The sequence below is a fragment of the Alteribacillus sp. HJP-4 genome (assembly GCF_042139015.1).
GTDB lineage: Bacteria > Bacillota > Bacilli > Bacillales > Marinococcaceae > JBHIKY01.
On record NZ_JBHIKY010000011.1, the window covers coordinates 119,983 to 135,035 of the forward strand.

General features: G+C 43.2%; 12 protein-coding genes. All 12 read right to left on the reverse strand.

Translation table 11 applies throughout. From position 1 onward, the window contains the following. Positions 1-9: 9 nt before the first annotated feature. The 12 genes from ACE4RR_RS12415 to ACE4RR_RS12470 all read right to left on the reverse strand — a co-directional run bounded on the left by ACE4RR_RS12415 (position 10) and on the right by ACE4RR_RS12470 (position 14,078). On the reverse strand, positions 10-1,674 hold the full coding sequence (locus ACE4RR_RS12415) for a glucosamine inositolphosphorylceramide transferase family protein (RefSeq protein WP_375535737.1): 1,665 nt from the start codon (positions 1,672-1,674) through the stop codon (positions 10-12). A 28-nt stretch (positions 1,675-1,702) separates the two neighbouring features. Beyond that, positions 1,703-2,806, reverse strand: coding sequence for a glycosyltransferase family 4 protein (locus tag ACE4RR_RS12420; RefSeq protein WP_375535738.1), 1,104 nt, complete (start codon positions 2,804-2,806; stop codon positions 1,703-1,705). A gap of 25 nt (positions 2,807-2,831) precedes the next feature. Further along, on the reverse strand, positions 2,832-4,082 hold the full coding sequence (locus ACE4RR_RS12425; protein ID WP_375535739.1) for an O-antigen ligase family protein: 1,251 nt from the start codon (positions 4,080-4,082) through the stop codon (positions 2,832-2,834). Continuing rightward, a complete protein-coding gene (locus tag ACE4RR_RS12430; protein ID WP_375535740.1) occupies positions 4,075-5,535 on the reverse strand; it encodes an oligosaccharide flippase family protein in 1,461 nt (486 codons plus the stop codon). The genes ACE4RR_RS12425 and ACE4RR_RS12430 overlap by 8 nt, the downstream gene beginning before the upstream one ends. 39 nt (positions 5,536-5,574) lie before the next feature. Further along, the gene (locus ACE4RR_RS12435; protein WP_375535741.1) at positions 5,575-6,222 is read right to left on the reverse strand and encodes a CpsD/CapB family tyrosine-protein kinase; all 648 of its coding nucleotides are present in this window, start codon (positions 6,220-6,222) and stop codon (positions 5,575-5,577) included. Next, a complete protein-coding gene (locus ACE4RR_RS12440; protein ID WP_375535742.1) occupies positions 6,200-6,952 on the reverse strand; it encodes a YveK family protein in 753 nt (250 codons plus the stop codon). The genes ACE4RR_RS12435 and ACE4RR_RS12440 overlap by 23 nt, the downstream gene beginning before the upstream one ends. A 20-nt stretch (positions 6,953-6,972) precedes the next feature. Further along, positions 6,973-7,992, reverse strand: a complete 1,020-nt coding sequence (locus ACE4RR_RS12445) for a glycoside hydrolase family protein (RefSeq protein WP_375535743.1) — start codon at positions 7,990-7,992, stop codon at positions 6,973-6,975. A gap of 27 nt (positions 7,993-8,019) precedes the next feature. Continuing rightward, complete coding sequence (gene galE / locus ACE4RR_RS12450; protein WP_375535744.1) at positions 8,020-9,066, reverse strand: UDP-glucose 4-epimerase GalE; 1,047 nt, start codon at positions 9,064-9,066, stop codon at positions 8,020-8,022. 18 nt (positions 9,067-9,084) lie between these two features. After that, positions 9,085-9,678 (reverse strand): sugar transferase, encoded by a 594-nt coding sequence (locus ACE4RR_RS12455; protein WP_375535745.1) that lies wholly within the window; start codon positions 9,676-9,678, stop codon positions 9,085-9,087. A gap of 19 nt (positions 9,679-9,697) precedes the next feature. Further along, positions 9,698-10,897, reverse strand: a complete 1,200-nt coding sequence (locus tag ACE4RR_RS12460; protein ID WP_375535746.1) for a glycosyltransferase family 4 protein — start codon at positions 10,895-10,897, stop codon at positions 9,698-9,700. A 57-nt stretch (positions 10,898-10,954) separates the two neighbouring features. Continuing rightward, on the reverse strand, positions 10,955-12,163 hold the full coding sequence (locus tag ACE4RR_RS12465) for a LegC family aminotransferase (RefSeq protein WP_375535747.1): 1,209 nt from the start codon (positions 12,161-12,163) through the stop codon (positions 10,955-10,957). A gap of 73 nt (positions 12,164-12,236) precedes the next feature. Beyond that, positions 12,237-14,078 carry a polysaccharide biosynthesis protein gene (locus ACE4RR_RS12470; protein WP_375535748.1) on the reverse strand — a complete coding sequence of 614 codons (1,842 nt, stop codon included), beginning with the start codon at positions 14,076-14,078 and terminating at the stop codon, positions 12,237-12,239. Between the last annotated feature and the right edge of the window lie 975 nt (positions 14,079-15,053).

Sequence of the window (15,053 nt, forward strand, 5' to 3'; positions counted from 1 at the left end):
GCTTCTGCTTTATTCTGCCCGCTGCGGAAGCGGGTTCTGCGATTTTACCGGAAGAAATTTATACAGTTTTTTGTATAGATGTGAAAAGTGGTAGTCAAAGCGCTTGCCGTCCACAATTGTCACATCTCCTATTTTTGCTATTGTGTGAAGACCGTCTGGATAAGCACTATCCGGACGCGGGTGAATAAATGAAGCTGGTGTTTCTATGAAGCTTGTCGGTGTCAGTTTTTCGATCTGATTTACTACTACTCTTCCGCCGTACGTCCGCGAGCAATCCTGCGCCGGGCGGTACAGCTTTTCTTTAAATATAAATGGGGTGCCGGCAGGTCTGCTGGAGCGGCTGTCAATTTTAACTGGATTGCACGAATGTGGAAGCCATTCTCCTAACAGATCGTCTGAATAATAAATATGAAGGTCATTGTTTTGACTCTGCGCACTTTCAAATGCTTTTGTACAGAAGAGCCACCACCTGCCTTCGTACTGAATCAGGCTCGAGTCCACCCCTGGAAAATTATTAAGCAGTGTCTTTTCTTTGAGCCATTTTTCACCCTCAGCATCCAGTCGATACAGTGCCACCTCTCTTTCCTCGGAGGTTTCAGGAACACAATAGATTTCATTTTCATGTTCAACCACGTAAGGATAAGACATATGAGTAGGCAGACGGATCACTGAAGATGTGACCGCGGCATCCTTTTTATTCACATTACTCAGATAAAGATTAACCTGCGAAATGTAGCCTTTTACTACTTTATAATCGAGCTCCTCCATCAATATTTGAGTTCTGCCGTCCCTCTGGTAACCGAAAGGATCCGCATAGTAAACATTTCCATCATGAACGATCCATTGAATTTTCGGCGCTGCATCCGAAATTACCTCATTAATCGGCTGATCTATAATCCCGATATTCCAATATTCATAGCGAAATAGCTTATTGAATAAGCTTATTGTTTTTCTTTTCAGTAACCGTCCAATGAGGGTAAGAGTCTGCCGGGCATCAGGCTCTGCTAAAGCTTCGGCAGGCTCTCGCTGCAACGGCGCCTGAACGGTCTCTGCATTACCCGATGTAAGCTCCACGCATACGTATGCCGGCCATTTCACGACAGATGAATAGACCAGTTCCTTTGCAGCTGCAAGAGAATCCGCCGCTGTTGCAAAGCAGCCTTTCTTTAACGTTTTCGGTGTGGATGAATCGTCTGTTTCTTGAATTAGAGAAGCACAAATAACGGGGTCGTGATTGTATAACTCCCAGAAAAATGCAGGTCCTTTACTGATTCGGGGGAAATCATGAAAAGTAAAACGCCACACACCGTGTCTAACCGAGTTCAGGATAAATCCGGAAGCTTTGGATTCACTCAAATTTAAAATAAAGTCGAGCTCCGTTTTCTGCAGCAGTTCAGCTGCTTCAGTGCTGCTTCCTTGATAGCTGCAGACAGGCAGATGCTTCAATAGCGAACCGTTGTTTATACACTCCAGGCTCTTCACAAATTTATTGATAATAGTGCTGTAAATCTGAAAAAATGTTTTAGGATGGATTGCCTGGTCTTGTTTATCAACTAAGATGACAAGACAGAGCTCAAGCTGTTTCATCTCAGTTAAATGTTTAATACTTTCTACCTTCCATCTCGCCAATGTAAAGCTGTCGATCATCACCGCAAAGCGTTGAGATTTCTTCATTTCCGACACCATCTCCCCCCTCCCCTTCTCATTTTAATACTGCTTCCTCGCGGAAACTATCAGCCGGTAAATTGTTATTGGTGAGAGCCGCATATTCATTCAGTGTCTCCTGAATCATCTGATCAAGTGAAAATTCCACCTCCACTTTCCGCCTTGCATTTTCGATGATTCTTTCACGGTGCGATTCGTCACTATCAAGCATCCGCAGGCGATGGCTGAAATCGGCTGCGGAATGTTCTGAAATCAGTAGACCCGTTTCACTGTCGATGACAGCTTCTCTTATACCACCTCTATCAATTGTCAAAAGCGGGGTACCGGAAGCCATTGCTTCTAATACCACCATCGGAAATACCTCCCGGTGGGAAGTCAGCAGTATCGCATCCATCCTTTTTATGAATTTTTCCGGCTGCGGCACTGCGCCGAGTAATGTCACTTTTTGCTGCAGATCCCATCTATTAATCAAGTTCTGAAGATTCTCTTTTTCCGGGCCGTCTCCGGCAATAAAAAAACGGTATCCCGGCATGTGCTTAAATTCTTTTGCAATCTTCACAAATAATTCCACGTTCTTTTCCTTAGAAAGCCTGGCAAGAATTCCAATGTTCCTGGTAAAGGCTTTTTCTTTTTTTTCCGCGAACTCAAACTGGTTTAGATCCACGCCGTTATAGATAGTTTTTATTTTTTCTTTCTTCACCCCAAGCCTGTGGAGGTTATTCTTTTCAAAATCACTTACCGTAATGATTTTATCAACAAAATAATTCATCAGCTTCGTATACAGAAAAGCGAGTCTTTTTTCCATTGCGGTGATGTTATGCTTTGTATAAACGATCTTCAGCTTCCTTCTGCCTAACAGATGGAGCAGGATAACATACAGGGTCATCCGTAGACTGTTCGCATGAATAGTATCAATCTTAAGGCGCTTCACCAATTGATAGAGTACAGCCAGATTACGAAGGTGGTTTCTCCTCGCCAAAGTTGTGAATGCTTCCTTATGTTTTATTCTTCCCGAGAGCTCCCCCGATGCTGCAGCTGTATAAAAGCTCATGTTTGGATGACTCAATTTGTTTTCAAGCTTGCAGAAATAAGTCTCTGCTCCTCCGGTTTCCAATTTGTCTGTCAATACTAGTACGTTCATGAGACAGCCCTCTCTTTCATTTCATTCAACCTCCGGCAGGCACTCCTATTTTCTTAGGAATAGAATGAGTTTTATTCTCCACTTTTTTCACAGCTGCTTCGTGGTGAAGATAATGTGCAGCAATAGCAATAAACATAAAGAACATGTCGTTGATAATAATCGTTAACGATCCCATCTGAAGGAGAAATCCGATAAAGGTTAAAAATAAATATGGTTTTGTACGATGAACTCTTCCCTGCAATAGCTGCACAAAGACTAAGGCGATGAATAACAGATAAAAAAATATTCCGATCAGTCCAGATTCCGATAGCACATCTAAAAATGTATTATGAACGGAAATACCGGCTCCGTAAGCATGCGTGTTATATTCCGAGAAATTAAAGGCACCGATGCCGAAAAGAAAATTTGGTGCAAAAAACTCCCACGCCCTTACCCATAATTCCATGCGTCCGCTTCCGCCGTCACTCGAAACATTACCAATTCTGTCAGCGAGCATTCCCGGCAGGTCAAAATTCATATGAGCTGCGCTCACATACAAGACCAACCCTCCAAGCGACACTAGACTGATCATTATTTTCAGCTGTCTGAGAGGGTTATTTAGTAGCAGGTAAACTGCAAGCATCAATATCATCGCCAGCATACCGCCGCGCGAGAATGTGAGAAGAATTGTTGTAATACAGAGAATGAGACCGGCTTTCCCTTTTAGAGAGCGAAAATGACATAAGAAATAAGCAAAAAAGATTGTATTATAAAAGACAAAGAAGTTAGGATCCTGCAGAAGCCCGATCAATCTCGGAAAGTCTCTGTCCAGCATCACCCCAAAAGAGCTGATTCTTTCATCACTGTTCACCCCCTGGAGTACGGCAAGTCCGGCACCGTACATAAGCAGGCTGATAATATTAAAAATAATACCTACGTTTGCCACAGCTTTATCAATGACTTCTGATGGAGCAGCGTGCAGGATTGATTTTGTAATAAAGTAACAGAACAAATAGAGCCCAATTCCAAAAAAAATTCGGAGACTTGCTGCGGGGTATAGTGCGAAAGCCCCGCTATAGCAATAAACTAAAAAAAACATAATCATCGCAATTTCGAACAGCTGCAGTTTTTCAAAGTAAAATGTGGAGAGGTGTACAAGCAGAAACAAAAGCAAAAAGATCATGTAAGGCTTTAACGAAAATCCGAGATCAACACCGAACCTCGCCAGGACAATCAACAGCAGGAGCAGGAAAATGATTCTGCTGTTGTTCTGGGAGGAAGTCACAAAATTACCCATTTTCCACCCCCTGCGTTTTTTTCAGCTTCCATTTGGCAGCCAGTGGGCTTTCCGCAATCAGTCTCTTCAGCTTCAAGTTCAGCTCCTTGTCAAAATACAGCAGTGTCGCTAATAAAAGAAGATGCAGACTGGCTCCTGCAAAAGGCACAGCTTGAAAGATAAAATCAAATGTCCAGAGAACGGACAGGAAAAACAATAAGTAAGGGAGAATTGCTTTTCTGCAGACCTGCCAGCGCCCGGGTGTCAGCATCCAGAACCCTGCCAGTGTTATGATTTCAATAGTTAAACCGGCAAATGCCGCTCCCATTATTCCGTACGAATTACTAAGAAAAAAATAAAGAAAAACTCCGGAGATAATGGCAATAATCTGAATGAATGTCCTGTAGTTCTGCAGTCCCCTGGTAGTCAAGCCATCAGCCAGCGCGATGTTAATTGCCTGAAAGGTCAGCATTAGTGATAATATTTTCAATGGAAAAGCAGCGGTAAGCCACTGTTCTCCAAACAACAGCGTAATAAAAAATTCGGATAAATAAAAAAATGGAATGGTTAATCCCATTCCAATCAATGCCATGATTTTTACCTGTGTGATATTGAGCTCTAAATGCCTGGAAAGCTGATTGCTGTTAAAATGGCGGAACAACACAGGATAATAAGCTCCTGCCACCACAAATGGTATTTGCTGCAAAGCCTGAGGTATCCGGTACGCTACAGCAAAAAAACCAATCTCAGCCAGACTGACCGTTTTTTCTAAAATCAGCGGCCCTAAGTGCGGCAGAATAATAAACAGCAGTCCTCCGAGCGTGAAAGAGCCGAGATTATCAAACAGCCCTCTATGAAATCTGCTTTTAAAATCAAAACGGATATTTTTCGTCACAAGATAAATACCGAGAATGCCTGCCAGAAAGTAAGAAAAGCCGTATAAGAAACAAACAGCAAACGGATGAAGAGAGAGAAGCATTCCCGTGGTGATCGAAGCGATCAGACCTACAGCAGAAGTAATACGCACGAGCCCATCATACTGCATTTTTTCCATCAGTTGAAAATAAGCACCGCTGATGCTCTGCATCGCCACACCGGTTACCATCGGCAGAATTAAGAAGTAGCCGGTCTGAATAATTTCCTGATTGTGCGAATAATGCCATTCAATCAGGAGAAAGCCGGCAGCAAGGGTAAGCAGCAGAAGCACCGCTCTCATCTTTACATAGGAAGACATCAGCACTGAAATGTTAACTCCTTTTTTTGACCCCTCCCTCAGCACGATATCGCTTAAGCCCGCATCAGTAAAATAAGCCATAATCATCGCAAATGCCATGACAACACTGAATATTCCATAATGATGAGATTGCAGGTAATAAGCAAGCAAGATGAGTGCCCCGGCGTTTAATCCACTTGTCAATGCCGTACTGTAAAACAAATGAAAAATATTTCTTGTAATAGAATTTCGTTTCCCCATGTCCATCCGCTTAACCCCTTACTCTTTTCATTCTTAATTCTATACTGTTTGGTAGATCACTCCCAATATTTTTTTATTTGCCCTTTCAAGACTATTTCTTGTCTGAACCGCATCCTCTATTTTCGTCTTATGCTCTTTTACGACCACTATAACTCCGTCTGCCTGATTAGCGAGCATCTGCCCATCATAATATTTTAAAAACGGCGGCGTTTCTAAAATAATAGCATCATATTCGCGTTTCCACTGCTTCATCCATAATTCAAATCCCTTCATAACCTCCTGATGGAATAAATTTATACGTTCACACCCTGCCGTCAGAAGAAACAAGTCTGGAAACACGGTTCGTTTTACAAAGGACACTTCTTTTACTGACTGCTGAAGCATCGTAGTTAATCCGTAATCGTTGGAGAGATTAAACCACTGATGAAGGACAGGCTTTCTTAAATTGGCGTCGACAATTAATACGCGCCGGCCTTTTTCAGCAAAAGAAGCAGCCAGCTTCCCAGCTATCAGTGATCTCTGATCGTCAGCGTTCGGCGAAGTCACCATGAAACAGGGTCTGGCGATGTCTGTCATTTCCCTTTCAATATTGGAGCGGATAATTCGTATTTGCTCGGAGCTGATTAAGCTCTCTTTCAGGAACAGCTTCTTTAAGTATTTATTTTTAATGTTTAAGGTCCTGGACACGCGCGAACTCTCCTTTCCTATCTTCTTCCTGCACTGGAATTTGCGGGTGAAGCTGATAGCTCTTTCGCTGTTTAGATTTTAAGTCAATGTCCCCCAGCACAGTAAATCCCAGCTGTTCCTCTGTTTCTCTTCTGGATTTAATGGAATTATCCAGATTCTCCCTGAACATTGCCATCGCTACCCCAAAAAGCACACTGACAGCTAATCCGATCGCTAAGTTCAGCACCGTGCTGCCTACCTGCTGCGGCGTTACCTCATTATTACTGCCGCGAAGTACTTGAATATGATCCACCCCGAAGGAATGGTTTAAGTTATCAACGGACGTATAAGCAACAGCGGAAGCTATATCTCTTGCTTTTTCCGGATCGTGATCCCTCACAATCACATTAATAACCTGAGAATTATCATTGTTCTGCAGGGATATCTGCTCTGAAAGATCGTCCACCGGAAAATCAAGCTGACTCTTCACCGAATCAAGAATGACCGGACTTTTGATTAAATCAAGTGAAGAAGCTAAAAGCATATCAATCTCCTGCAGAGCCACGTAATTTTCCTCACTTCTGTTCAAATCTCCGACAATGATAAATTCAGTTGCTTCATAGCTCGGTTTAATAACGAACAGCAGTACCGCAGCAGTTGTCAAAAACATCAGTGATGCAGTAACGATAATTACCATTATTCTTCTTCTCAAAATATCAAGAAATTTTTTGAGATCCATTGTATCGTTCATTTTGTCCCTCCACTCTGTACTTATGGTTCCTGCCCCTGTGCTGGATGCAGCAGCATATTACTCTGGCCGCGGTCCCTGATATGTGTTACTGCTAAATTAGTATCAAGTCTGCTTTTGGAAGATTGTTGTGTAAATACGAGGACCGGTCTGCTGTGTGTCAGCAGATGTTCGTCCCAGATCACCCCGTCAAAGCGGTTGCTTGTGCCGCGGACTGTCATTACTCTCTCTGTTTCCGCACTGATCTGCACCTGTAGATTGGAAAAAATATTTCCCGAGACTTCGTTTGGAATCGTAACTGCTCCTTCAATGTGTATACAATGAACACAGCTGTCTATTGTAATGTTGGTAAAGCGATTGCCGTTAATATAAGTGTAATCTTCCTTTGTACTCTGTTCGACGGCTTCAAGATGAATGCCGTATTCAAACCCGACAAGGTTCAGATTGGTAAAATTTACGAAGCTGATAAAATGATCAGGACCGTCTGCTGCAAGTGAAACAGCTGTTCCCCGAAAGCTTTCTGAAGAATTGATAATACGTATGTTTTTTATTTGAGTGCTGTCCCACGACCAGAACTTCTGATCACCATCAAGGTATATTACCTCGGATTGAAAACCAGGATCTACTACTTCAATCATGCCATTGTGAATAGAAGCGTTTTTCCTAATATCCACTGCACGGAAATCCTCGAGTACGAACAGTCTAGTGTTTTGGCCAAGCTCAAGCCTGACCCCCTTTTTTATGACGATGCCCTCCTCAAGGTAATAATCAGTATTTCCGAGAATTTTCACTGTGCCAATCTGCGATTCCCCCGCGTAATTAATTGCCGTTTGAATAGCTGCTGAATCATCCTGAGGATCGCCAGGGGTCGCTCCAAAATCGTTTACATTTACATATTCTTCTCCGGAGATTGTTTCTGCAGGCACAGCCTCCGTTTCTTCCGTGCTCCTCGAAAAAATTCCTGAATAATAAAAAGCAGTCGTTATAAAAAAAAGGATCACTGCCATGCACAGCAATGGTGTCACACTAATTATCCGTTTCACTGGCGTTTCCTTTCATCTTTCTTCTGTTTAATGAACAAAATGAAGCATCTTCTCCCTTGTCTGTCCAGAATAGCCTTGTGGATTAGTAACCTGCCAGCGCCAGGCGTCTCTGCACATATCCTCGACGGTAAGACGCGCCTTCCAGCTTAACTCCTGTTCTGCCTTCGCTGGGTCAGCAAAGCAGATGTCCGTATCACCAGCTCTGCGCGGTACAAGCATGTATGGAATAGAAAAGCCGACTGTCTTTGAATACATTTTTATCATTTCAAGCACGGTTGTCCCTTTGCCGGTTCCAAGATTGTAAGCATTGATTCCCGGTGACGAAAGCACTTTTTCCAGCGCGTGAAGATGTCCGTTGGCTAAATCACATACATGTATAAAATCTCGTACCCCTGTCCCGTCTGAAGTCGGATAATCACTGCCAAACACGCTGACATGTGCCTGCTTTCCAATTGCTGTCTGCGAAATATAAGGGACAAGGTTTGTCGGGGTCCCATTTGGGTCTTCCCCAATCAGGCCACTGCTATGAGCGCCGGCAGGATTAAAATAACGAAGCATAGCAATGCTCCATTGCATATTTGCCAAATACATATCCTGAAGCATTTCCTCAATCATTGATTTTGTTTTTCCGTACGGACTTTCCGGCTGATGAGCATCCGTTTCTGTTAACGGCATTCGCTCCTGCCTGCCGTACACTGCCGCAGAAGAACTGAATACTAGTCGATGGACTCCGTGTTTTTCCATCACTGCGCTAAGAATTAACGTACCGGTTACATTATTTAAATAGTAAAGAAGAGGATTAGTAACAGACTCGCCTGCTGCCTTAAAACCGGCAAAATGTATAACCGCATCAAAATCATGCTCTGAAAATATAGCATCCATGGCCTTTCTGTTTATAATATCTGTTTTATAAGACTCAAAGTCCCTTCCCGTAATATTTCGGACCCTCTGCAGCGCTTCAGGATGACTATTAGAGAAATTATCTACAACAACAACGTCATAGCCTTTATTTAACAGCTCTACACAGGTGTGGCTTCCAATATAGCCAGCTCCTCCTGTCACTAAAATCTTCATTTGCTGCCTCCTCTGCTGCTAGTTGGAGCTTCCCTTGAATTCCGGCATGGTGGCGTGGCCTTCCTGGGAGACACCGTCTGATGCAAGAACCTTCTTTATCGTCAGCCATAAGATTTTGGCATCGACTTTCGCCGAGCGGTGATCCACATACCATACGTCCAGTTCAAAGCGCTTTTCCCAGGTGATCGCATTGCGGCCGTTCACCTGAGCCCATCCGGTTATGCCTGGTTTCACTTCATGACGTCTTGCCTGATAGGGCGTATACAATGCTAAATAGCTCCATTTCAACGGCCTCGGACCGACAATGCTTAACTCTCCCTTTAACACGTTCAGAAGCTGCGGAAATTCGTCCAGGCTGCATGAACGGAGAAAACGGCCAAACTTCGTCAGCCGCCGTTCATCTTCTAACAATTCTCCATCTTCATCACGCTCCTCTGTCATTGTCCGGAACTTATAAATCGTGAATGGTTTTCCATGCAGACCTGGTCGCTTTTGTGTAAAAAGAACCGGTGAACCAAGCTTGATTCGGACCAGATAAGCGGTCAACAGAATAAGTGGACTGAAGGCGGCCAGAACCCCAACAGCAATATTAATGTCCACCAGTCGTTTCATTTCTTCACCTCCTGTGCGGTTAGATCACATGAATTTTTTCTACAATCGAGGAATAACTCTCTTTTCGATTAAACCGCTCTTTTGCAAATACAAGAGAATTATGAGAATACTGCAGGAGTTTATCTCTGTCCTCAATCATCTGCAGCAGTCTTTCCCTCAGCACTTCCGGGTCCCCCGGGATGTAATTAAGGCCAAGTTCTTTCTCCTGTACAAGGCCCATGATTTCTTTTTCCTGACAGGAATTTAAAATCGGAAGTCCTGCACTAAGATAATCTCCTAATTTATTGGTGACCGTTTGTTTGGCACTTCCCTTGATGGCATTGAGAGCGATATCTGATTTTTTTAGAATAGCTGCCATTTTTTCATAGGGGATATAGCCGTAAAAATGAACATTCACATCAAAGGCATCCAGCTTCTTTGCGAGCTGAATCAACTTTTCTTCATCCGGTCCGGACCCGAGAATGTTCAGCTTGATGGAACGATGCTCCTTCATGGATGCAAAGGTTTTGATCGCTGTTTCCATATCATAGCTGTGGCTGAGGGTTCCGATATAGGTGATCCATATCTCATCGTCGCGCTTCACCACGGGCTCTTCGTCCGGCTGTTCAAACCGCTCAGCTTCTGCTCCGATATACACCGGAATAAAATCTATACATTTTGTGCCTTTGACGTTGGCCCGCTGTGCATAGGTTTCAGAAACGGCAAACACGACGTCTGCCATCCGGTAAATATGATCCGCAAATTTTGAAAATGGCCACATCAGCAGTTTTATATAAAAACGCTCTGTATTTATCGCAGAAGAAATCGACTCCGGCCATGTGTCCTGAATATCAATGATGAACGGCAGATGGTGCTTTTTGGCATACTTCCCAGCAGCATAGGCTGCAGTCATCGTTGGATATGCCGCATAAACAACGTCTGGTTTGTCCATCGAAGACATGACCTTTTTTAGTTGCCTTGAGAAGCTGGTGTGACTCCACGCACGTTTCATAGAGACATTTTTTTGATAGCCCGGTTCTTTTACGCAGATAACTTGATATGGGTAGGCTTCAGCAATATCTTCATTGATATGCTCTTTTTCCATATGTGCGAAATTGCTGGTGAAAAGTGTGACATTGGCACCTTCCTCGTGAAGTCTGTTCGCAAGATACTGAAAGCGGTTGGCATCCCCGACGTCATCAATGTTTGCAAATGGAGCTACAATCCACACATTTTTCATAAATTTTCTCCCTTTCGAAAAGTAAAAAAATGTATTTTTTTACAATTAAGGTGGTGGTTATCTCAACCTGGCTAACAGAGGCGGCACCATGAAATGGCTTTTTGTCTGCGGTGTCAGCACTTCTGTGACGATCTCGATATCTTCTGCAGTCAGCGAGCTGCTGCATGGGATATTAATAAGTGCTCCTTCAAAGCTGTTTGCTTTCTCAATACAGAATTGCTGGTGTTTAACATAGGGCTTCTGTTTATGAATTAATCCCCAGAGCGGCCTGCTTTGGATATTATGATCGTTCAGCTTCCGCAGCAGCTCCCGCGCATCCATCCCATATTTCTCTTTTTCGATATACAAGGAATAAAACCAATGATTGGCGCGGGCATCTTCTCGGAATGGCAGCAGTGTCAAGCCTTCAATGCCCTGCAGAGCTTGCTCATACAGCTTGTAATTGATAATCTTTGTCTCAATAAATCCTTCGAGCCTGTCGATTTGATCGGTGCCGAATGCTGCCTGAATATTTGTCATCCGATAGTTATATCCGATTTCATCGTGAGTGTAGTAAAGCGGATCTGCTTTTGCTTGATGCGAAAGAAACTCCGCATATTCCAACAGCTGCTGATTGTGGGAAATGATCATTCCTCCGCCGCCGGTGGTGATTATTTTATTGGCATTAAAGGAATATACTCCAACATCTCCAATAGTTCCGCAGTGTCTGTTCGCATATCGGCCGGACAGGTTGAAGGAGCCGAGTGCTTCGGTTGCATCCTCGATGATTTTTACGTTATACGTGTTTCTTATGGCCATCAGCCTGTCAAAATCGAGAGGATTCCCAAAAACATGAACGACAATTACCGCTTTGACCGTGCGGTTCGTCCTTTTATTTATGACCCTTCCTTTCACATGCCTGCATTCTTCTTTAAGAAATGTCTCAAGTTTGTCCAAATCCATGTTGAGTGTGTCATCGCAGTCCATGAATACCGGCTCTGCTCCTGTGTAGGTAACCGGGTTTACAGCTGCAATAAATGTCAGCGTCGGTACGATAACCTCATCTTCATATCCGACACCCAATGCCCTTAGCGCCAGGTGAAGGCCCGCCGTCCCGCTCTGGCAGGATAATGCTCTTTTTACTCCTGTATAATCAGCAACCTTCATTTCGAATTCCTGAATAAACCTCCCTCCTGTAGATACCCACCCCGTTCTAATTGTTTCTTCCAGGTTTTTTAGAATATCTAATGAAAGGTATGGAACAGATAGCGGTATTGTCTTGTTCATTCGCAATCATTCCATTCATAATAAAATTTTTCTCCATCCTCTCTTCAGCCTTCCATTTGTATCCAAGATGATTCTAGGCTTCAGCCGGCAGTGCAGCATCCTCCACCAGCTCTGAGGCACTTTTTGCATTGCGGTTCGCAAGCTCAAGCAGCTTTTCACGCAGCGTCTCCTTATCAAAAAGCGGAAATGTGGAAGTGATATCCTCAATTTCTTCCATAAACATGTAGGACGGTTTTCCGACATAAATTTTCGGATAGATCTGTTTGTCATCGACTTCGTTATCATTTAACAGCTCTTCGTAAAGCTTTTCACCATTTCGGACACCTGTATAAGAAATCCCGATATCATCGATTGCATGGCCAGAGAGCTTGATCAAGTTTTTGGCAAGATCGACTATCTTTACCGGCACTCCCATGTCGAGCACAAAAGTTTCTCCTCCACTCGCTAGGCTCCCCGCCTGGATGACAAGCCTGGATGCTTCAGGAATGGTCATAAAATAACGGACCATCTCGGGGTGGGTTACGGTGACAGGTCCTCCTTTTTGAATTTGCTTTTTGAATAATGGAATTACACTTCCGCGGCTTCCGAGCACATTGCCGAATCGAACAACAGCAAAGCGGGTAGCGCTGACTTGATTCATATTCTGTACGACCATTTCTGCGAGCCTTTTGGTAGCCCCCATAACACTCGTCGGATTTACTGCCTTGTCCGAGGAGATCATGACAAATGTTTCGGCTCTGCTGGAGCTGGCTGCTTTTGCTACATTCATCGTTCCAATAACATTATTTTTCAACGCCTCTTCCGGATTGCGTTCCATTAACGGAACATGTTTGTGCGCTGCAGCATGGTAAACAACATCAGGTTCATGGAGATGTAAAATAGATGCTATTTTCTTTGCATCCTGTATATCTGCGATTTCTGTAACAAATTCAATGGGCGACTCATGAAACAGTTCAAGAAGCTCCATTTCAATGGAATAAATGCTGTTTTCACCGTGACCCAGCAGTATTAATTTGTGCGGATGAAATCTTGCAATCTGCCGGCAGATTTCTGAACCGATCGACCCGCCTGCTCCTGTGACCAATACTACTTTCCCTCCTACTGATTCAGCTATCGCTTCATAATCAAGCTCTACCGGCTCTCTCCCAAGAAGATCCTCGACCCGGACATCCCGAAATTGATTCACTTGCAGCTTCCCTGTAACAAGGTCCTCTATCATTGGCATGATTTGGGTTTTGACCTTCGTAGCTGCGCATTCCTGATAGATTTCATTCAGCCTTTTTCGATCAAGAGAAGGAATCGCAATCACGATATTGTCAATTTGTTTCTCTTCTGCCACTCTTTTAATATCCTTTGTTCCGCCCGCAACCGGAATGTTATAGATTTCATAATGGTGTTTCTCTGTATCATCATCGACAAATGCAACCGGCAGTAGATCGCTTCGCTGGCTTTCCTGAAGTCGTCTTGCGACCAGTGTTCCAGCAGATCCTGCTCCGACGATCAATGTCCGCTTTTTATTCGTACTGACCTTCAACCTGCTTTTGGCGATCCGCCAGGACAGCCGTGACCCGCCAATAAATACAATTTGAAGAAAAAAGGTTATGACGAGAATCCGAAGTGTGATTACCTGGACAATCAACTGCTGAAAGGCGGCTGTCATTAGAATAGTGAGCCCGACAGTCTTTAAAATAACAAGCACTTCTCCCCAGCTCGCATACTCCCAAGTTTTTTTATATAAACGGTATGCATACGAGAATGCGAAAAAATGTATGAGTATGCCAGCCAGCGTGATATAAAACAAGGGACTCGCCAAAAATGCATATTCATATAAAAAAATGCTGCTCATCAGAAGAGCAGTAAGAATAAAAATCGAATCTATGACAATAGTAACTGCTAATTTTTTTCGATAAACCATGATCTCTTGCCCCCTTTTTATAAAATTGGAGAGCAGGCAAAAAAATAAAATATGGGCATTCAACCCTTCCTCACTCCACACCTTCGATGACCAGCATCTAAGGTATTTTACCCACAGCATGAACGAGTGCCTCCAGTGATAACGGCTGGGAGACATTACCGTACTTTATATGGTTCTTAAAGTTCTTAATAAAGAACAATTTCATTAAAAAAAATAATTCTCGTTTTTAAATCTCTTTAATTAAACACAAACATTTAATTCTGCTGTAATATAAAATTTAGCCATGAATGGAGGGAAGTTTTAATGTTCTATAAAAAGAATATATGGAAAGTATATAACGAACATCGAGACCTAACAACCATTACAAATTACCGAATTCTTTCTTTTTCGCGCTTGATTGTTCTTTATAATGAAATATTACCTATTTTTCTTCAATTTCCTCCATTTTTCAAATTAATCATGGTTCAATATAAAGAACATCCTGGTCAATAGTCCTAAACAGAAGAAATGCGTTATTGATCAAGTATAAAAAAGTTTTTTTCAGAACTTTACTGATAAATTCTTGTACAATGCTGTAGAGAACGTTCGTTTTCCTTTAAGAAAGCCAGCCGCTGCAGGGGGCTGCTTTCCGCGGGCAGCGCAAAACAAGATTCATGGTTACCGCGATGCGATAAAGTCTCTGGAATTTTTGTGGAAAACGGGGAATCATTCTTTTCACGCACAGGAGGCGGACATGAGATCCGCTATTCTCTTATAATGCCCTTATTTCTATAGTTTGGCGGACAACAGGTACGCTATTTACTTCAATAGTGGGGAATTTGGATTACTTTTCGGCCGTTAACGGAACCCATGGACCTCTGTCAAGAAAGTGGACACCCTTTAACAGAATAGGAATGATGCGATGGTGACAGCTACAGATCATTCTTCCCTATGTTTCAATCGTAGATGATCTCGCAGAAGCGTCAAGCCCAGCCC